Consider the following 18,787-nt stretch of genomic DNA (forward strand, 5'->3'; position numbering starts at 1 on the left):
GACGATCAGTCCTGGAACTGGGCGACGGGCTGGGCGGTCGATCCGGTCGCCGCGGAGTCCTTGCCGTTCTCCGTGCCGTCGGTGTCGTGGCTGTCGGTATCGACGGGCTTGCCGTCCTCGGACGCCGCCTCGGTCCTCCAGGGAACCGTCTTCACCTCCGTGCCGGCCACGATCTTCTGGAAGCCCTCGACGACGACCTTCTCGCCGCCCTCCAGGCCCTCGCGGATCAGCCAGTTTCCGCCGACCACGGGGCCGACCTCGATCGGCTGAAGCATGGCCTTGCCGTCGGGCTTGACCACCCAGACCTCGGGCTTGCCGTCGCTGGTGCGCTGGATCGCCTGCTGCGGCACGGCGATGGCGTCCGCGTCGATGCCCTGCTTGATGCGGGCGCGGACATACATGCCGGGGAACAGCTCGTTGTGCGGATTGGGGAACTGCACCCGCAGCGTCACCTGGCCCGTGCTCGGGTCGGCGGTGACGTCGGAGAAGAGCAGGCGCCCGGCCGAACCGTAGAGCGAGCCGTCATCCATGATGAGATGGACGTTGGCGGTGTCGGCGGCGAGCTTGGAGAGTTCGCCCGAGGCGATGTCGCGGCGCAGCTTGTTCAGCTCGCCCACCGACTGGGTGATGTCGACGTAGATCGGGTCGAGCTGCTGGATCGTGGCCAGCACGCCGGTCGCACCGGACTCGATCAAGGTGCCCTCGGTGAGCAGCGCCCGGCCGATGCGGCCGGAGATCGGCGCGCGCACGTCGGTCCAGGACAGGTTGAGCCGGGCCCGGTCGCGGGCCGCCTTGGCGCCGGCGACCTCGGCCTCGGCCTGCTTCTTGGCAGCGAAGGCGGTGTCGTACTGCGCCTGGCTCGCGGTGTTGCGGGCGAGCAGGGTCTCGAGGCGCTCGGCCTGCTGGTTGGCCAGCACCAGCGCGGCCTCCCGGTTGGCCAGGGTCGCCTCGGCGCTCGCGAGATCCACCTGATACGGGGCCGGGTCGATCTTGTAGAGGACGTCGCCCTCGTTGACGTAGCTGCCCTGCTCGAACAGGCGCTTGACCACGAGGCCGGAGACCCGCGAGCGCACCTCGGCGATGCGCATCGGCGCGACGCGGCCGGGCAGGTCGCGGACATAGGGGATGGGCTGCGGACGGACGGTGACGACGCTGACCTCCGGCGGCGGCAACGGCACGGGCGCGGCGGCCTTGCGCTCGTTGCAGGCGGAGACGGCGACGAGGACGGCACCGACGAGGAAGGAAGCCGGCAGCGTCCAGCGGGAGCGGCCGCGTCCCGAGCTGACTCGGGCGGGCGCATGACCGGACGACTGGGGGGACGGCGTCACGATGGGGTCGCTCCTACGATACGCTGGACGCGAACGGCGCACTTTCCACGGTGGGAAGCGGCCTCGCATCTCGGATCCGGCCGGAGCCCGCGATGGGGCCTCACGCGCCGTTGCAATCGCCGGGCCTCGTGGCGATCGAGAATCGAGAGGCCCCGGACGGAAGATGCCGCCAAGCATCGGCAGGCGGTCGCGGACTGCGACCGGGCACGGTCGAGGGACATCCTGGGGTCGAACTTTGTCAATCCGACGACGGATGACGCCGGTCGATTCGACGGGATGTCCCGGGCGACCGGGGCGAGGGATCGCTCAGACCCTGGGTGGACGCTCGGGGAGGGTGCGGTCGGCGGCGGCCGGGTTCGGATCGGAGACCGGACGGCAGGGCGACCCGGTCTCCCTGCGATCCGGGCCGGATGCGGCGGCGGCGATGCGGCCGTGGCTCGCGATCTCGTCGAGGTCGATCATCGTGCGATCGGTCCGCACGCTGACGAGCGGATCGGTGTCGGGACGCTGCTCGAAGGCGATGCCGCCACGGGCCTGCGGGATTCCGCCGAGCGCGGCCCCGTCGGCCGGAAGGCCGATGACGACGAGGAGGCTCAGCAGTCCGGCCAGGGTGGACAGAACGATCCGGGCCGGGAGGCCGGTCCTGGTGCGGCCTGACGGGGCTGGGTCAAACATGCGTGTCACGATGCGTACATTGTGGTGGACGAAGCGTTCCCGCGCAATCGACTGCGACATTCTGACAAGCGAAGCATCGCCGAGCGTTTCGGGAAGACGAACGCCGGCGCGCACCCGTGCGGAGCACGTTCCTCGCCGCCACCGATGTGCCGAGCCGCACCGCGACCGGATTTCTCCCCATTGTTTCGCCGCGCCTGTTGCAGGAAGCGCACAGCCCTGCCTTCCTCCTGCCGCGACGGGCCGTCCTAACCCTCCCGATCGGCCCGATCGCGCCGGGCTCGAGCGATGCTCGAGCCATGTGCGGAGGGCCTGCCCCTTCGAGGATGGAGGAATCCCATCGTGTCGAGCCGTTCCCTGTCGCCCTCGCGCCGCCCGGCGCTCGCGCGCTTCGTCTCAGCTCTCGCCCTGGGCGGCGCGCTCGCGTCCGCGGCCCTGGCCCCGGCTCGCGCCAACCCGCTCGACAGCGGGCCGATCGCCGACTTCATCAACGTCTTCAAGACGCAGGCCATCCCGCGCGAGACGGTGGCCTATGCCGGCAAGGAGAAGCCCGGCACCATCGTGATCTCGACGAGCCAGCGCCGGCTCTACTACGTGCTCGGCGGCGGCGCGGCGATCCGCTACGGCGTCGGCGTCGGACGCCAGGGCTTCTCGTGGTCGGGCGTGAAGACGGTCACGGGCAAGAAGGAATGGCCGGCTTGGCGCCCGCCGGCGCAGATGCTCGCCCGCCGCCCCGACCTGCCGCGCTACATGGCCGGCGGCCAGGACAACCCGCTGGGCGCACGCGCCATGTATCTCGGCTCCTCGCTCTACCGCATCCACGGCTCCAACGAGCCCGAGACGATGGGCGCGGCGGTCTCCTCCGGCTGCATCCGCATGACCAACAAGGACGTGGTCGATCTCTACGATCGGGTGAAGGTCGGCACCAAGGTGATCGTGAAGAACTGAACGGAAAACCTCCTCGCCTTGGACGGCGAGGAGGCCGGCGGTTCGCGTTCCGCCGGGCAGGCCGAAAGGCTCAGCGCGGGTCGGGCGGGCCCTCGCCCTTGCCGACGAAGGGGATGCCCTCGATCGGGCATTCCTCGGTGCCGACGCTGGGGCGGGTGATGGCCCGCACCGCGTCGCGGGTGGCGTCGGGGTCTTCGATCCAGCGGCGGTAGAAGTCGTAGGGGCATTCCGACAGGCCGTGCCGGTTCTCCTTCGAGTTGATCATGCCCGTGTAGCCGCGGTGCAGCAGCTTGAAGAGGTGGTTCTCCGACTGGGCGTGGGCGCGGAAGTCGCGGATCAGGAACTTCGAGAGCGCGGCGTACTGGATGCCCATCTCCTCCTCGCCGCACTCGCCGAGCGTCCGACCGTCGAAGCCGATGATCGCCGAGTGGCCGAAATAGGAATAGACGCCGTCGAAGCCGGCGGCGTTGGCCACCGCCACGTAGGTGTTGTTGGCGAACGCCATCGCCTTCGAGATCAGCACCTGCTGTTCCTTGGCCGGATACATGTAGCCCTGGCAGCGGATGATGAGCTCGGCGCCGCGCATGGCGCAGTCGCGCCAGATCTCAGGGTAATTGCCGTCATCGCAAATGATGAGACTGATCTTGAGGCCCTTGGGGCCGTCCGAGACGTAGGTGCGGTCGCCCGGATACCAGCCCTCGATCGGGGTCCAGGGCATGATCTTGCGGTATTTCTGCACGATCTCGCCCTGGTCGTTCATCAGGATGAGCGTGTTGTAGGGGGCTTTGCGCGGATGCTCCTCGTGGCGCTCGCCGGTGAGCGAGAACACGCCCCAGACCTTGGCCTTGCGGCAGGCCTCGGCGAAGATCTCGGTCTCGGCTCCGGGAATGGTCGAGGCCGTCTCGTACATCTCGCCCGCGTCGTACATGATCCCGTGCGTCGAGTATTCGGGGAAGATTACGAGATCGAGGCCCGGCAGGCCGGCCTTCATCCCGACGATCATGTCGCCGATCTTCTTGGCGTTCTCGATGACCTCGGCCTTGGTGTGCAGACGGGGCATCTTGTAGTTCACCACGGCCACGCCGACGCTGTCGTGGCTCGATGAAATGTCGCCGTGCATCATGGCGTCGTTCCTCCGGTTTTGAAGTGGGAAGAGGCCGCGCGTTCCCCGCGCGGCCCGTTTCGCGAGGCCGCGGGTCGTCAGCCCGGAGCGAGGCCGAGGAGGGTTCCGAGCGGGACGACGAGGGTGAAGCCGCCGTAGAAGCCGTCCTTGGCGCGGCGCGCCGTGTAGGGGTTCCAGAACGTGTTCGGGTTGACCACGTACTGCACCACCGGCTCCAGGATCACACCCGCGCCCACGTCCAGATGCGCGTTGGCCTCGAACACGAACTTGTCGCGCGAGTACGGGGCGCCCGTGCCGCCCGAGATGAAGTTCGCCTCGGACAGGAACTGCGTGTAGTTCTCGTTCAGGCGCTGCCAGTTCACCTTCAGCCCGTAGGTGTCGTTGGGCCGGCTCTGGTCGGGCGCCTGCAACAGCACCCCGAAGAACGAGTTGAAGCGGATCGGGATGGTCGGGTCGAAGGCGTAGCCCGTGCCGGTGTAGAGCGCGATCGCCGTCGGGGTCGGGTTGGCCACCTGCCCGCCATCGGCCCGCCAGACCGTCTGCGTGCCGGTGAGCACGAGGCCCGAGGTGCCCGCCTTCTGCAGGGCCGGCGTGCCGGGGTTGAGGCCGCGCGAGGTGCCCAGCACCGTCTTGAAGTTGTCGTCGTGGTCGGCGGTGTTGACGAAGCCGGTCAGCGAGGCGCGGCCGGGATAGGCGGTCATGCCGTAGTCGGTCTTGTAGCCGATCTCGGTCATCACCAGCGCGCCCGAGAGCCGCTCGTAGCCGAAATCGTAGCCCGAGAGCGCGTTGGTGCCCGGGTTCACCGAGAAGGCGCCGGCCTGGATGTAGGTGGTGGGCGAGAGCTGGTAGGCGGCATTCGCCCCCCAGACGGCGTAGAGCGGCGAGGTGAAGCCGGCGTTGAAGTAGAACAGGTCCTGGAAGCAGGAGTTGATCGAGTTGCAGGGCGGCAGGCCGTAGTAGCGGTCGGGGTGGGTTCGGCCGAACTCGATGACGAGGCGGTCGTCGAGGAGCTTCTGCTGGTAGGTGAGCAGGGAGAGGCGGTTGTTGTTGGGGTTGAAGGGCGGCTGGTAGCCGAGCGTGGTGTCGCCGATGTCGGCGGCCATGTTGAGGTTGCGCACGAGGCCGAAGAAGGTCTGGGTGAACTTGATGGTGCCGCCGGAGATGTTGGCGATTCTCTGCATGTCGGCGGTCATGGAGAGGACGAAGTAGGCGGAGTTGGACTGTTCGCCGGTGCGCAGGCCGGCCGAGGGGTTGGCCTGGTAGAAGTCGTAGATGTTGATGTCGAAGGTGAGCCCGCGCTCGGCCATGTCGGTGGCCCAGGGGGCGAGCGGCCCGACGCGGACGGGATCGGCGGGTTTCTCGGCGATCCTGGGATCGGTGCGGGGCTGGGTCTGATCGTTGAACTGGCCCACCGGCGAGGGCTGCTGCGCCAGCGCGCCGGTCGCCCCGGCGAGGCTGGCCGCCAGCAAGGCTCCTGCCGTTCCGATCCTGACGCCGCGGCGTCCTGATGTCTTCGTCGTACGTCTCATTCGCTCAAGCATCGTCAGTCCCCAACCCGTCCTTTGCGCCGGCCTCCCCACAGGGTTCGTCCCGCTTGTCGTGTCGCGGCCGGCGGCTCCTTCTCGGAGCGGTTTCTCGGTTCGATCCATCCTCCCGGTGGTGGAACGGCGGGCACGCCGGGCGCCCGCCGCAGCGGCGGCCGTCCGATCAGTGGCTGATCATCCAGGGCCGCGCGTTCGGGAAGCTCTTGGCCGCCGCGGGCGCAGCGGGCGTCTTCTTCGGCGAGCAGCAGCCGCAGCCGGCCCCGTGGCTGCGGGAGCGCCGCGGCTCGTGGCGGCTGCGCTCGTTGGTGGCGTGGGCCGCCTTCAGCCCCGCATCCATGCCGGAGATCCGCGGGGCGATGAGGAAGGCGCGCTGGCATTCCCCGCCGCAATCCGGGCAGTCGTGCGGGTCCTTGAACTGCGCCATCGGGCGCAGCACGGTGAATGGACCGCAACTCTCGCAGGCGTAATCGTAGACCGGCATGATCAGAGATCCGGCGAGAGCGGCATCTGGATCGAGCCGTCGAGGAACTTCGTCGGCCCGGCCTCGGACGGGTTGATGTCGAAGTCGAAGATGCCGGTCGGAATCCAGAGCGTGGCGCAGGCGTTCGGGATGTCGACGACGCCGGAGATGTGGCCCTGGACCGGGGCGGTGCCGAGGATCGAGTAGGCCTGGGCGCCCGAGTAGCCGAACTTCTTCAGGTACTCGATCGCGTTGAGGCAGGCTTGGCGGTAGGCGACCGTGACATCGAGGTAATGCTGCTTGCCGTACTCGTCGACCGAGACGCCCTCGAAGATCAGGTGATCGTCGTATTTCGGGGTGACCGGCGAGGGCTTGAAGATCGGGTTCTTGATCCCGTACTTGGCCATGCCGTCCTTGATCAGGCTGACCTTGAGGTGGACCCAGCCCGCCATCTCGATGGCGCCGCAGAAGGTGATCTCACCGTCGCCCTGGCTGAAATGCAGGTCGCCCATGGAGAGGCCGGCGCCCGGCACGTAGACGGGGAAGTAGATTTTTGACCCGCGCGACAGATCCTTGATGTCGCAATTGCCGCCGTGCTCGCGCCCCGGCACCGTGCGGGCGCCCGTGGCCGCGGCGTTGTCCTTCGCCTCACCCTTCAGCCGGCCCATATGCGCGGTCGGGCCGAAGGGGAGGGTAGCCAGCGCCGGCACCCGGCTCGGGTTGGTGTCGTAGAGTGCCTTCTCGCGGGTGTTCCAGGTCTCCAGCATCTTCGGATCGGGCAGGCAGCCGATCAGGCCGGGATGGATCAGGCCGGGGAAGCGTACGCCGGGCACGTGGCGCGACTTGGTGAACATGCCCTCGAAGTCCCAGATCGACTTCTGGGCCTGGGGGAAGTGCTCGTCGAGGAAGCCGCCGCCGTTGTTCTTCGAGAAGAAGCCGTTGAAGCCCCACTGCGATTCGGGCTTGGCGCCGATGTCGAGGAGATCGACCACGAGGAGGTCGCCGGGCTCGGCGCCCTCGACGCCGATCGGGCCGGAGAGGAAGTGGACGATCGACAGGTCGATGTCGCGCACGTCGTCGGCGGAATCGTTGTTCTTGATGAAGCCGCCGGTCCAGTCGTAGGTCTCGACGATGAAGTCGTCGCCGGGCTTCACGGTCGCGACCATCGGAATGTCCGGGTGCCAGCGGTTGTGCACCATGTCGTTGTCGTAGGCCGATTGCGTGAGATCGACCTTGATCAGGGTCTCGGGCATGTCCTTCCCAGCTCCTTTACTGTCCAGATTGCGGGCAGCCGTTCCCGTTGCGTGTCCGGGGTTGTTCCGGCCGCTCTCGTGGGTGTCGTGAACTCGGCGTTTCCCGGCGCGCTCCCCTCGCCGAGCGGAGGGAAGCGCGTGGCTCAGACCGACAGGAACCGGGCGACCTGCGCCTCGTCGATGTCGGCGCGAAGACTTTCGTGGACGATCGAGCCGTTCTCGATCACGAGCACCCGGTCGGCCACGTCCATGGCAAAGCTTAAGACCTGCTCCGAGACGACGATCGACAGACCGCGCTCGTCGCGAATCTTCTTCAGCGTACGCCCCATCTCGCGAATAATCGAGGGTTGAATGCCTTCCGTCGGCTCGTCGAGAAGAAGGACCTTCGGATTGCTGGCGAGTGCCCTCGCAATGGCGAGCTGCTGCTGCTGGCCGCCCGACAGGTTGCCGCCGCGCCGGCCCTTCATCTCCAGCAGCACCGGGAACATCGTGTAGAGATCCTGCGGCACCTTTCGCGAGCCGGTGACGGTGAGGCCCGTCTCGATGTTCTCCTGAACCGTCATGGTGGAGAAGATCATCCGCCCCTGCGGCACGTAGGCCAGCCCGTTCGCCACGCGGGCATGGCTCTTCAGGGTGGTGACGTCGGTGCCGTCCACGGTGATCGTGCCGGACTTGGTCGGCACGATGCCCATCAGCGTCTTCATGAGCGTCGACTTGCCCATGCCGTTGCGGCCCATCACGGCGACGATTTCGCCGGGCGCCACGTCGAGGTCGATGCCGTGCAGAACCTCGCTCTGGCCGTAAGCCGAGTGGAGGTCGCAGATCGACAGCATGGCCTGGGTGCCCGGCACCACCGGCGGCACGACGGGGGAGGGGGAAGTCTGGAGCATGATCGATACGCCTTCAGTGGCCCAGATAGACTTCGATGACCTTCGGGTCGGTCTTGACCCGCTCCATCGATCCTTCCGACAGCACTTTGCCCTGGTGGAGCACGGTGACGCGGTGGGCGATGTCTTCGACGAACTTCATGTCGTGCTCGATCACGAGCACCGAGCGGCCCTTGATGATCTGGTTGAGGAGTTCGGCGGTCTTGATGCGCTCGCCGACGCTCATGCCGGCCACCGGCTCGTCGAGCATCAGCAGCTCCGGGTCCTGGATCAGCAGCATGCCGATCTCCAGCCACTGCTTCTGGCCGTGGCTCAGGAACTCGGCGCGCTCGTCGAGCTGGTCCTTCAGGAAGATCGTCTGGGCGATCTCGTGGATGCGGTCACGCACCTCGGCATCGCGCTTGAAGGTCAGCGCCCCGAACACCGAGCGGCCGCGGGGGAACGAGATCTCGAGATTCTCGAACACCGTCAGGTCGTCGTAGATCGAGGGCGTCTGGAACTTGCGCCCGACGCCGGCCTGGACGATCGCGCTCTCGGAGAGCTTGGTCAGTTCCTGGCCCTTGTACTTGATCGAGCCGGAGCTGGCCCGGGTGCGCCCGCAGATCAGGTCGAGCACCGTGGTCTTGCCGGCGCCGTTGGGGCCGATGATGACCCGAATCTCGTCCGGATCGACGTAGAACGACACGTCGTTGACCGCCTTGAACCCGTCGAAGGAGACGGTGAGCGCCTCGACCGCCAGCAGGAAATTTTTGTCATCTGCCGGCGTGCCGATCGGCAGGGAGGAGGGGAGGAGGGCCGCGTTCATGGTTCTCGTCCTCACTCGGCGGGGGTGCCGTGGGGCAGGGCGGGGCTGGCGACGGGGGCCAGGCCCTTGGCCTTGCGGAACAGGCGGGGTTCGATGTGCTCGCGCCAGATGCCGGCGAGACCGTTGGGGAAGATCAGCACCACGGCGATGAACAGGCCGCCGAGGCCGAACAGCCAGAGGTCGGGGAAGGATTCCGAGAAGCTCGTCTTGGCCCAGTTGACCAGCAGCGTTCCCCAGACCGCGCCGAAGAGCGAGAGGCGCCCGCCGACGGCGGCGTAGATCACCATCTCGATCGAGGGCACGATGCCGACGAAGGAGGGGGACATGAACCCGACCTGCAGGGTGAACATCGCCCCGCCGATCGCCGCGAAGGCCGCCGCGAGGCAGAAGGCGAACACCTTGAAGCCCGCCACCGAGTAGCCCGAGAACCGGACCCGGTCCTCCTTCTCGCGCATGGCCACCAGAATGCGGCCGAGCTTCGACTTCTTGACGTACTGCGCCATCAGGATGCAGCCGATCAGCAGGCCGCCGTTGACGAAGTAGAGGATGAACTTCGCGCTATCCTGGCGGATGTCCCAGCCGTGCAGCGTGCGCAGGTCGGTGATGCCGTTGATGCCCCCCGTGTAGCCCTGCTGGCCGACGATCAGGATCGTCAGGATCGCGGCAATCGCCTGGGTGATGATGGCGAAGTAGGTGCCGCCCACGCGCCGCTTGAACATCGCCACCGAGATCAGGAAGGCGAAGGCGACCGGCACAGCGACGACGAGGAGCAGCGTCAGCGGCAGGCTCTGGAACGGGTGCCAGAACCAGGGAAGCTCCGTGATCTGGTTCCAATCCATGAAGTCGGGAATGCCCGGCGTCGACTGGATCTTCGTATTTTCGACACTCGAAGCCTCAAGCTTCAAGTACATCGCCATGCAGTAGCCGCCCAATCCGAAAAAAACGCCCTGGCCGAGCGAGAGGATGCCGGCATAGCCCCAGCAGATGACGAGGCCGAGCGCGACGAAGGCGTAGGTGAGATACTTGCCGACGAGGTTGAGACGGAAGCCGTCGAGCACGAGCGGCAGGACCACTAGGATCACGCCGGCCAGCAGCGCGAGGCTGACCCACTCGACCGGCTTCATGAAGGGGTTGTCGTTGACGGTGACCGCCTTCGACAGGGACTGCATGGGGCTTGTCTTCTGGCTCGTCATCTGGCGCGCTCCTCAGCGACGGACCTTGAGGGTGAACAGGCCCTGCGGCCGCAGCATCAGGATCGCCACCACCGCGAGCAGGGTGAGCACCTTGGCCATCGAGCCGGAGAGGAAGAATTCGAGGGTGGATTGGGTCTGCGAGATCGAGAAGGCCGAGGCGATGGTGCCGAGCAGGCTCGCCGCGCCCCCAAAAACCACGATCAGGAAGGTGTCGACGATGTAGAGCTGGCCCGAGGTCGGCCCGGTGGAGCCGATCATGGTGAAGGCCGAGCCGGCGATGCCGGCGATGCCGCAGCCGAGGCCGAAGGTGGTGCGGTCGACCTTCTCGGTATCGATGCCGACGGCACCGGCCATCGGGCGGTTGCTCATCACCGCGCGGATCTGCGCGCCGAAGCGCGAGCGGTACATCAGCACCGCGACGCCCACGGTGATGACGGTGGTGACCGCGATCACGAACAGGCCGTTGATCTGTACCTCGATGGAATCGGTGACGGGGATCGAGCCCATCATCCACGAGGGCAGTTCCACGCCGACCTCGCGCGGGCCGAAGATCGTGCGGTAGGCCTGCTGCAGGATCAGCGAGAGGCCCCAGGTCGCGAGCAGCGTGTCGAGCGGGCGCTTGTAGAGGTGGCGGATCAGCGCCCATTCCACCAGCATCCCCATTGCCCCCGAGGCCAGGAAGGCGAGCGCCATGGCGACGAAGAAGTACGCGGAAAACAGCGAGGGCAGGTAGGTCTGGAAGAAGGTCGAGCAGAGATAGGTGACGTAGGCGCCCAGGATCATGAACTCGCCGTGGGCCATGTTGATGACGCCCATCTGGCCGAAGATGATCGCCAGGCCCAGGGCCATCAGCACGTAGACGGAAAACAGGATCAGACCTGCAAAGCCCTGCATCACGAAGATCGAGCTGAGGTCTGCGAGCGAATAATCGCCGAACATGATGTGATCTCCGATCCGGCCCGAACAGGCCTTCACTCGGTCAATCCATCCAGATCACCTCATCCTGAGGTGCCGGAGCGGTGCGGAGGCCTCGAAGGAGGCCTCCAGCGAGCGCGAGATCCCTGGAACCCTCCTTCGAGGGCCGCTGGTGCGGCCACCTCAGGATGAGGACAGTGGATCGGATCGGGTTAGCAAGTCGCGGGCCGACTACTGGTAGCCCTTCGGGAAGGGGTTCGGCTCGATCAGCTCGGGGCTCTCGTAGACCACCTCGAACTGGCCGCTCGGCAGGGCCTTGGCGACGCGGGTCTTCGACCAGAGGTGATGGTTCGGGTGGACCTTCACGTAGCCTTCCGGCGCTTGCCTGAACTCGATCTCGGCGGACGCCGCGGCGACCTTGTCGACATCGAAGGAGCCGGCCTTCTCCACCGCCATCTTCCACAGGAACGGGCCGAGATAGGCGGCCTGGGTCACGTCGCCGATGACGGTCTTGTCGCCCCACATCTTCTTGAAGGCGGCGACAAACTTCTCGTTGTTCGGGTTCTTCAGCGACTGGAAGTACTTCATGCAGGAATAGGCGCCGGCGATGTTGTCGCCGCCGATGCCGTCGATCTCGTCCTCGGTGACCGAGATCGTCAGCAGGGTCTGCTTGTTGAGGTCGATGCCCGCAGCCTTGAGCTGCTTGTAGAAGGCCACGTTCGAGCCGCCGACCACGTCGGCGAAGATCACGTCCGGCTTCTTGAGCTTGATCTTGTTGATGACCGAGTTGAACTGCGTGTGACCGAGGGGGAAGTACTCCTCGCCGGCCACCGTGCCCTTGAGCACGTTCTCGATGTGCTTGCGGGCGATCTTGTTCGAGGTGCGTGGCCAGATGTAATCGGAACCGACCATGAAGAACGACTTGGCGCCCTTCTCCTTGGCCACCCAGTCGAGCGAGGCAAGAATCTGCTGCGTCGCCTCCTGGCCGGTATAGATGACGTTCTTGGACTGCTCCAGGCCCTCGTAGAAGGTCGGGTAATAGAGCAGGCCGTTATACTGCTCGAAGACCGGCAGCGCGGCTTTGCGCGAGGCGGAGGTCCAGCAGCCCATCACCGCGGCGCAATGGTCGTTGACGAGGAGCTTCTTGGCCTTCTCGGCGAAGGTCGGCCAGTCGGAGGCGCCGTCCTCCTGGATCACCTTGATCTTGCGGCCGAGCACGCCGCCCATCTCGTTGATCTGGGCGATGGCGAGTTTTTCCGCCTGGATCGAGCCGGTCTCGGAGATCGCCATGGTGCCGGTCGCCGAGTGCAGGATGCCGACCGTGACCTCGCTGTCGGTCACCGCGAGCCCGGTCGTGTTGACGGCCGAGGTCGGCGCGGCGGCGAACGCCATCCGCGGCATCATCGCCAGCGCGGGAAGCCCCGCGAGACCCATGAGAAGCTTGCGCCGCAGGGCCGAGTCCAGGCCCTTCTTGTCGTCCGCCATCGTGCCTCAACCCCTGTATCGTATCTCGGCACGGCTCTGCCGCTCGGCGGCCGTACTCGAACGAGGGGAAGGCTAGGCTTGAGGTACGCTGCGGCCCATACGCTGTTTTGCGTATGTCAGCGCGGCAGACCGGGCCGTAGCGTGCCGCTCTCGATTCCGTGAGCGCCGCGCGTTAGGGATGTCGTGTGCCGCGCCGTGACGGACAGTTGGACAGCCTCCCGGCCGGCACATCCGTTGCAAGCCGGTGATCCGCCCATCGTGAGGACGGCCCCCTGAGCGCCCGGTCCATCATCCCGATCCGCCGGGACTACAACCGCCTCGTCGCCGACGAGACGCTGGAAGACTATGCCCTGCGCTTCACCGCCAAGAAGGCGCGGCGCTGGTCGTCCTTCCGCATCGCGCAGACGGCGCTCGGCTCGCTCTCGTTCCTGGCGCTGGAAGCCATCGGCGGCACGCTGGTGCTCGCCACCGGCTTCACCAACACCTTCGCCGCCGTGCTCGTCGTCGGGCTCATCATCTTCGCCACCGCCGCGCCGATCACCATCTACGCCGCGCGCTACGGGGTCGATATCGACCTTCTCACCCGCGGGGCGGGCTTCGGCTATCTCGGCTCGACGATCACCTCGCTGATCTATGCCGGCTTCACCTTCCTGTTCTTCGCCATCGAAGCGGCGATTATGGCGCTGGCGCTGCAGCTCTGCTTCGGCCTGCCGCTCTGGATCGGCTACATCGTCAGCGCGGGGGCGGTGATCCCGCTCGTGATCTACGGCATCCGCCTCATCAGCCGGTTCCAGCTCTGGACGCAGCCGCTCTGGATCGGCCTCAACCTGCTGCCGCTCGTCTGCATTGGGTTCTCGGGGCCGGTGCCGTTCGAGGCCTTCACCGGCTATCCTGGCCTGGATGCCGCGGGCGCCGGCTTCGACCTGCGCCTGTTCGGGCTCGCCTCCGGCATCCTGCTGGCGCTGCTGGCCCAGGTCGGCGAGCAGGTCGACTTCCTGCGGTTCATGCCGCCGCCTGAAAGGAAGGGCGATTGGCGCTGGTGGGTCGGCGTGCTCTCGGCGGGCGCCGGCTGGATCGTACCGGGCATGCTCAAGATCCTGCTCGGCGCCTTCCTCACGGTGCTGGCGCTGGGCCACGGCGTCTCGTCGGAGCGCGCCGCCGAGCCGACGCAGATGTACGCGGTCGCCTTCGGCTACGTCTCGGGCTCGCCCGGCATCGCGCTGGCGCTCACCGGCCTGTTCGTGGTGATCTCGCAGCTCAAGATCAACGTGACCAACGCCTATGCCGGCTCGATCGCGTGGTCGAACTTCTTCTCGCGCCTCACCCATAGCCATCCGGGCCGGGTGGTCTGGCTCGTGTTCAACGTCGCCATCGCCCTGCTGCTGATGGAACTCGGCATCGACAAGACCATCGAGAGCACGCTGCCGCTCTATGCCTGCGTGGTCTCGGCCTGGGTCGGAGCGCTCGCCGCCGATCTGGCCGTCAACAAGCCGCTCGGGCTGTCGCCGCCGGGCATCGAGTTCAAGCGGGCGCATCTCTACGCCATCAACCCCGTCGGCACCGGGGCGATGGTGCTCTCGCTGCTCGCCGGCTGCCTGATCCATGCCGGCCTGTGCGGCGACGCGCTCCAGCCCTTCGCGCCGATGCTGGCGCTGGCAACGGCGTTTGCCGCCGCACCCGCCATCGCCCTGGCGACCGGGGGCAAGCGCTACCTCGCCCGCGACCCGCAGACCGCCTGGGACCGGCCAGAGATCACCTGCCGGGTCTGCGAGCACCCGTTCGAGGCCGAGGACATGGCCCGCTGCCCGGCCTATTCCGGGCCGATCTGCTCGCTGTGCTGCTCGCTCGACGCCCGCTGCGGCGACCTGTGCAAGCCGCACGGACGGTTGGAGGTGCAGGCGCACGACGCGCTTTCCCGCGTCCTGCCCGCTCGCACCGCCGCCTGGATCGGCGCGCCGCTCGGCCGTTACATCGCGCTGATGCTGACCCTGATCACGGTGATCGGGCTAATCCTCGTCATCGTCCACGCGGGTGCCGCCGCCGCGCATCCCGAGCACGGGGAAACCCTGCGCGCCGCGCTCACCAGCCTGTTCTTCATCCTGATCGTGATTCTCGGCGTGGTCGCATGGCTGTTCGTGCTGGCCCAGGAGAGCCGCCGCGTCGCGCAGGAGGAAACCGCGCGCCAGACCGCCCTCTACGAGGCCGAAATCGCCGCCCACAAGGTCACGGACGCCAAGCTGCAGCAGGCCAAGGAGACGGCGGAGGCCGCCAACCTCGCCAAGAGCCGCTACGTCGTCGGCATCAGCCACGAATTGCGCACGCCGCTCAACGCCGTGCTCGGCTACGCGCAGTTGCTGGAGGGCGACCCCAGCATCCCGGAACCCCGCCGCAACGGCATCCGGGTGATCCGCCGCAGCGCCCAGCACCTCTCGGGGCTGATCGACGGCCTGCTCGACATCTCGCGGATGGAGGCGGGACGGCTCCAGACCCACCGCAACGAGATCCGGCTCGCCGACTTCCTCGCCCAGATCGTCGACATGGTGCGGCTCCAGGCCGAGGGTGCGGGCTTGACCTTCCGCTTCACCCGGCCCGAAATCCTGCCGGCCGTCGTGGCGACCGACGAGAAGCGCCTGCGCCAGATCCTGCTCAATCTCCTCTCCAACGCGATCAAGTTCACGCCCGAGGGCGAGGTCGCGCTGGAGATGACCTATCGCGGGCAGGTCGCCGTCTTCACGATCCGCGACACCGGGCTCGGCATCCCGGAGGCCGATCTCGGCCGGATCTTCGAGCCGTTCGAGCGCGGCTCGATGCCCGCCGCCCGTGCGGCGCCGGGCACCGGGCTCGGGCTCACCATCGCGGGTCTGCTGGCGCAGGTGATGGGCGGCGAGATCACCGTCGAGAGCCGGGTCGGCGAGGGCACCTGCTTCCGGGTGCGGCTGATGCTGGCCTCGGTGAACCGCCCGGCGCCCGCCGCGATCCCGGCCCCCGCGGCGGTGATGCGGCCCGCCTTGTCCGAGCCGGGCCGCCTCGTTCTCGTTGCCGACGACGATCCCGCCCACCGCGCGCTGATGCGCGAGATTCTGGAGCCCCTGGGCTTCACGGTCGCCGAGGCGCCGGACGGCCCGGCCTGCCTCGCTTTGGCGATGGAGCGTGAGCCGGCCCTGATCCTGCTCGACATCGCCATGCCGGGCATGAGCGGCTGGGAGGTGGCGCGGACGCTGCGGGAGACCGGCTTCACCGCCCGGATCGCGATGATGTCGGCCAACGTCCACGAGATCAGCCCGAGCCGCGGGGCGGACGCGCCGCACGACGACATCATCGCCAAACCCTTCGACATGCAGGATCTTTTGGAGCGTATCACGGGGCTTCTGGGCACCGCCCGCCCGCTGCCCGGCCCCGCCCCGGAACCCCGCCCCACCGTGCGGGCCGAGCGTCCGGCCGACGCCGCGAAGGACGGCGCGGCGCGCGAGGGAACCGTGCCGGCCGAGCACGTCGCCGCGCTGCTGCGCCTCGGCCGCATCGGGCATGTGCGCGGCATCGAGGCCAAGCTCACCGAGCTGGAGACCGATGCCGCCGTGCCGCCCGCCTTCATCGCGCAGATGCGCGGGCTGGTGACGGCCTACGACATGCGCCGCTACGTCGGCGTTCTGGAGGGGTTGGCCCGCGATGCCTGACACGCGGCGCGACATCGTCCTCGTCGTCGACGATTCTCCCGATACGCTCAGCTTCCTCACCGAGGCGATCGAGCGCTCCGGCGCCACGGTGCTGGTGGCGGTGGGCGGCGACCTCGCCCTCGACCTCGTGGAGGAGATCACCCCCGACATCATCCTGCTCGACGCGGTGATGCCGGGCATGGACGGGTTCGAGACCTGCCGCCGGCTCAAGGCCAAGGGCCATCTCGCCCACGTGCCCGTCATCTTCATGACCGGGCTGTCGGAGACCGAGCACATCGTGAAGGGCCTGGGCGCGGGCGGGACCGACTACGTCACCAAGCCCATCGCCCCCGACGAGATCCTGGCGCGCATCCGCGTCCATCTCGCGAGCGCGCGGGCCGCGCAGAGCGCCCGAGCGGCGCTCGACACCGCCGGACGCACCCTGTTCGCGGTCGATGCCGCGGGCGCGGTCCTGTGGTGCACGCCGCAGGCCGCGCAGGTGCTGGCCGCATTGGGAGCGAGCGAACCGCTGAGCCTTCCCCCGAGCGGGCGCGACTGGCTGGCCAAATGCCTGGCCGGCGCCGCGGCGCCCCTCGCGCTCACCGATGCGCAGGGCCGCATCCACACCTTGAGCTTCATCGGCCGCACCGGACCCGAGATCCTGCTGCGCCTCTCCGGCGATCCCGCCGCCGCCGGGCTGGAACGGCTGCGCGAGCGCCTGCCCATCACCGGCCGCGAGGCGGAGGTGCTGCTCTGGCTCTCCCGCGGCAAGTCGAGCCGCGACATCGGCGAGATCTTGGGGTTGAGCCCCCGCACGGTGACGAAGCACCTCGAAGGCATCTACGCCAAGCTCGGCGTCGAGAACCGCACCGCGGCTTCCGCGGTCGCGGCGCGGCACCTGCGCGATCTGGATTGATCCGCCGAACCCCTGTCGTCATCGCGAGGCGGGGCCGAAGCGATCCAGGGCTCCGCCGCGTCGGGAAAGGGCGCGCGGCCGGATCGCCTCGCATGCGCCCGCGATGACGGCGTTGACAGCGGTCAGCTCAGGGCCGGCTGGCCGTTCGAGGCCGAGAGGCCGCCATCGACCGGCCGTTTTCCCCCGTGACGAAGTGCGCGTCCTGGCTCGCCAGGACTGCGATGGCCCCGGAGATGTCGTCGGGCTTCACGCCCCGGCCCATCGGGATAGGTTCCTCGAACGTGCCTCGAACTTGGCGACGCGTACGGGCTGGTCAGCCCCCGGTGCTGTCCGGCGAGGCGGCCCGCTGCGAAGTCCGGTCAACCGGTCCAAACGGGGCCGGGACACGATAGCGTCAGGACCGAACCCGGCGCGACAGTGCTTCCCGGGCCTCGACATCACTTGAGGCCGCGCGCGCAGGGGTGTACGGCGCAGGCGTCATGCCTTCGCCGCATTCCACGGGGAAGCAGGCCGCCGTCTCGTTCGGGCGAAAACCGTGCCGCGCCCGATGCCGCGCCCGGCGATGGGGCGCAGCGCTCCCGCCGGCCGCGCCTCGGATCGAACGGCCGGACCGTCATCCCGCGAGGCTGCGGCGCGCCCGAAGAAGCACCGCGTCACGCGTCTACGCGCTATTTCGTTGAAGGGGTCATAACGCCGATGTTCCTTGCCAAGTCTCCCATGGCCAAGCCTTCCGCGCGCCCGCTTCGCGTGGCCGCGTTCCTCGCCATGGCGGGCCTGGGCGTCGGCCTGGGCGGAACCGCCTTCGCTCAGGCGAAGAAGCCGGCCGCCCCGGCGCCGACCCCCGCCCCCGCTCAGGCCCAGCCCGCCGCCCCTGCCGGCCAGCAGGCCCAGAATGCCGGCCCGCAGATCATCAACGTGAAGTCCGAGCCGAGCCAGGCCGACTGGACCAAGGTCTGCGGCAAGGACAACAATTCCGGCACCGACGTCTGCTACACCACCCGTGACTTCGTCTCGGATTCCGGACAGCCGGTGCTCGCGGTCGCGCTCTACGACATGAAGAACGCCTCCACGAAGCAGGAGGTGAAGGTCGTCCGCTTCCTCCTGCCGCTCGGCCTGATGCTGGCGCCGGGCATGCGCTTCGACGTCGACGGCAAGGAAGTCACCGGCGGCAAGTTCGCGGTCTGCTTCCCCAACGGCTGCTTCGCGGAGGCCGGCGGCGTCTCGAACGAGATGGTGGCCGCTCTCAAGAAGGGCACCACGCTCAACGTCCGGGTCCAGAATCAGACCCAGCGCGAGGTGGTCTTCGCGGTGCCGGTGGCCGGCTTCGGCAAGGCCTTCGACGGCCCGGCCATCGATCCGAAGGTGCTCGAGGAGCAGCAGAAGAAGCTCCAGGCCGAGATGGAGAAGCGCAGCGACGAGATGCGCAAGAAGTTGGAGCAGCAGGGCGGCGCCGCGCCGGCCCCCGCCGCCCCGGCCGCCAGCGCCGCTCCGAAATAAGTCGCCGAACGCCTCATCCTCGGAAAAAAGCCCCGCCGTGGTCGCCACGGCGGGGCTTTTTCGTGCCTCGCGGCCCGTCTCGGTCAAGGCAAAGCAGCGTCGAGACCG

General features: G+C 67.9%; 16 protein-coding genes. 4 read left to right on the plus strand and 12 right to left on the minus strand.

All coding sequences use genetic code 11. From position 1 onward, the window contains the following. Window positions 1-5: 5 nt before the first annotated feature. Both ACPCJR_RS04750 and ACPCJR_RS04755 read right to left on the minus strand, forming a co-directional pair. The gene (locus ACPCJR_RS04750; RefSeq protein ID WP_391510448.1) at window positions 6-1,328 is read right to left on the minus strand and encodes an efflux RND transporter periplasmic adaptor subunit; all 1,323 of its coding nucleotides are present in this window, start codon (window positions 1,326-1,328) and stop codon (window positions 6-8) included. Between the two features lie 306 nt (window positions 1,329-1,634). After that, complete coding sequence (locus ACPCJR_RS04755; RefSeq protein WP_391510447.1) at window positions 1,635-2,117, minus strand: hypothetical protein; 483 nt, start codon at window positions 2,115-2,117, stop codon at window positions 1,635-1,637. 195 nt (window positions 2,118-2,312) lie between these two features. On the opposite strand from ACPCJR_RS04755, the gene ACPCJR_RS04760 reads away from it, so the two are divergent. Next, window positions 2,313-2,948, plus strand: coding sequence for a L,D-transpeptidase (locus ACPCJR_RS04760; protein WP_391511197.1), 636 nt, complete (start codon window positions 2,313-2,315; stop codon window positions 2,946-2,948). Between the two features lie 70 nt (window positions 2,949-3,018). Here the strand turns inward: ACPCJR_RS04760 and ACPCJR_RS04765 are convergent, their stop codons facing one another. The 9 genes from ACPCJR_RS04765 to urtA form a co-directional block, all read right to left on the minus strand. Then, complete coding sequence (locus ACPCJR_RS04765; protein WP_391510446.1) at window positions 3,019-4,071, minus strand: aliphatic amidase; 1,053 nt, start codon at window positions 4,069-4,071, stop codon at window positions 3,019-3,021. A gap of 77 nt (window positions 4,072-4,148) precedes the next feature. Next, the gene (locus ACPCJR_RS04770) at window positions 4,149-5,612 is read right to left on the minus strand and encodes a carbohydrate porin (RefSeq protein WP_391510445.1); all 1,464 of its coding nucleotides are present in this window, start codon (window positions 5,610-5,612) and stop codon (window positions 4,149-4,151) included. Window positions 5,613-5,778: 166 nt separating this feature from the next. Then, window positions 5,779-6,096 carry an FmdB family zinc ribbon protein gene (locus ACPCJR_RS04775; RefSeq protein ID WP_391510444.1) on the minus strand — a complete coding sequence of 106 codons (318 nt, stop codon included), beginning with the start codon at window positions 6,094-6,096 and terminating at the stop codon, window positions 5,779-5,781. 2 nt (window positions 6,097-6,098) lie between these two features. After that, on the minus strand, window positions 6,099-7,328 hold the full coding sequence (fmdA, locus tag ACPCJR_RS04780) for a formamidase (RefSeq protein ID WP_391510443.1): 1,230 nt from the start codon (window positions 7,326-7,328) through the stop codon (window positions 6,099-6,101). A gap of 143 nt (window positions 7,329-7,471) precedes the next feature. Further along, window positions 7,472-8,161: an urea ABC transporter ATP-binding subunit UrtE gene (urtE, locus tag ACPCJR_RS04785; protein ID WP_391511196.1), complete on the minus strand. Its 690-nt coding sequence runs from the start codon at window positions 8,159-8,161 to the stop codon at window positions 7,472-7,474. Between the two features lie 70 nt (window positions 8,162-8,231). Then, window positions 8,232-9,020 carry an urea ABC transporter ATP-binding protein UrtD gene (gene urtD / locus ACPCJR_RS04790; protein WP_391510442.1) on the minus strand — a complete coding sequence of 263 codons (789 nt, stop codon included), beginning with the start codon at window positions 9,018-9,020 and terminating at the stop codon, window positions 8,232-8,234. Window positions 9,021-9,031: 11 nt separating this feature from the next. Then, on the minus strand, window positions 9,032-10,213 hold the full coding sequence (gene urtC / locus ACPCJR_RS04795) for an urea ABC transporter permease subunit UrtC (RefSeq protein WP_391510441.1): 1,182 nt from the start codon (window positions 10,211-10,213) through the stop codon (window positions 9,032-9,034). Window positions 10,214-10,225: 12 nt separating this feature from the next. Next, a complete protein-coding gene (urtB, locus tag ACPCJR_RS04800) occupies window positions 10,226-11,152 on the minus strand; it encodes an urea ABC transporter permease subunit UrtB (RefSeq protein ID WP_391510440.1) in 927 nt (308 codons plus the stop codon). 207 nt (window positions 11,153-11,359) lie between these two features. Continuing rightward, window positions 11,360-12,613, minus strand: a complete 1,254-nt coding sequence (gene urtA, locus ACPCJR_RS04805) for an urea ABC transporter substrate-binding protein (protein ID WP_391510439.1) — start codon at window positions 12,611-12,613, stop codon at window positions 11,360-11,362. Between the two features lie 458 nt (window positions 12,614-13,071). Between urtA and ACPCJR_RS04810 the strand changes: the two genes are divergently transcribed. Next, window positions 13,072-16,287, plus strand: coding sequence for an ATP-binding protein (locus ACPCJR_RS04810; RefSeq protein WP_391510438.1), 3,216 nt, complete (start codon window positions 13,072-13,074; stop codon window positions 16,285-16,287). Continuing rightward, window positions 16,280-17,182, plus strand: coding sequence for a DNA-binding response regulator (locus ACPCJR_RS04815; protein ID WP_253370794.1), 903 nt, complete (start codon window positions 16,280-16,282; stop codon window positions 17,180-17,182). The genes ACPCJR_RS04810 and ACPCJR_RS04815 overlap by 8 nt, the downstream gene beginning before the upstream one ends. 127 nt (window positions 17,183-17,309) lie before the next feature. Here ACPCJR_RS04815 and ACPCJR_RS04820 read toward each other — a convergent pair whose 3' ends face one another. Further along, window positions 17,310-17,444: a hypothetical protein gene (locus ACPCJR_RS04820; protein ID WP_391510437.1), complete on the minus strand. Its 135-nt coding sequence runs from the start codon at window positions 17,442-17,444 to the stop codon at window positions 17,310-17,312. A 434-nt stretch (window positions 17,445-17,878) separates the two neighbouring features. Between ACPCJR_RS04820 and ACPCJR_RS04825 the strand changes: the two genes are divergently transcribed. Then, window positions 17,879-18,679 (plus strand): invasion associated locus B family protein, encoded by an 801-nt coding sequence (locus ACPCJR_RS04825; protein ID WP_391510436.1) that lies wholly within the window; start codon window positions 17,879-17,881, stop codon window positions 18,677-18,679. Window positions 18,680-18,787 lie beyond the last annotated feature (108 nt).

It is taken from the genome of Methylobacterium sp. NPDC097929, from assembly GCF_049543375.1.
Taxonomy (GTDB): domain Bacteria; phylum Pseudomonadota; class Alphaproteobacteria; order Rhizobiales; family Beijerinckiaceae; genus Methylobacterium.

What these genes read in the sequence shown, in the direction of transcription:
- ACPCJR_RS04765 (WP_391510446.1), bottom strand. Translation starts at nt 4,071, where the DNA reads ATGATGCACGGCGACATTTCATCGAGCCACGACAGCGTCGGCGTGGCC.
- ACPCJR_RS04770 (WP_391510445.1), bottom strand. Translation starts at nt 5,612, where the DNA reads ATGCTTGAGCGAATGAGACGTACGACGAAGACATCAGGACGCCGCGGC.
- ACPCJR_RS04775 (WP_391510444.1), bottom strand. Translation starts at nt 6,096, where the DNA reads ATGCCGGTCTACGATTACGCCTGCGAGAGTTGCGGTCCATTCACCGTG.
- fmdA (WP_391510443.1), bottom strand. Translation starts at nt 7,328, where the DNA reads ATGCCCGAGACCCTGATCAAGGTCGATCTCACGCAATCGGCCTACGAC.
- urtE (WP_391511196.1), bottom strand. Translation starts at nt 8,161, where the DNA reads ATGCTGTCGATCTGCGACCTCCACTCGGCTTACGGCCAGAGCGAGGTT.
- urtD (WP_391510442.1), bottom strand. Translation starts at nt 9,020, where the DNA reads ATGAACGCGGCCCTCCTCCCCTCCTCCCTGCCGATCGGCACGCCGGCA.
- urtC (WP_391510441.1), bottom strand. Translation starts at nt 10,213, where the DNA reads ATGACGAGCCAGAAGACAAGCCCCATGCAGTCCCTGTCGAAGGCGGTC.
- urtB (WP_391510440.1), bottom strand. Translation starts at nt 11,152, where the DNA reads ATGTTCGGCGATTATTCGCTCGCAGACCTCAGCTCGATCTTCGTGATG.
- urtA (WP_391510439.1), bottom strand. Translation starts at nt 12,613, where the DNA reads ATGGCGGACGACAAGAAGGGCCTGGACTCGGCCCTGCGGCGCAAGCTT.
- ACPCJR_RS04815 (WP_253370794.1), top strand. Translation starts at nt 16,280, where the DNA reads ATGCCTGACACGCGGCGCGACATCGTCCTCGTCGTCGACGATTCTCCC.
- ACPCJR_RS04820 (WP_391510437.1), bottom strand. Translation starts at nt 17,444, where the DNA reads ATGGGCCGGGGCGTGAAGCCCGACGACATCTCCGGGGCCATCGCAGTC.
- ACPCJR_RS04825 (WP_391510436.1), top strand. Translation starts at nt 17,879, where the DNA reads ATGTTCCTTGCCAAGTCTCCCATGGCCAAGCCTTCCGCGCGCCCGCTT.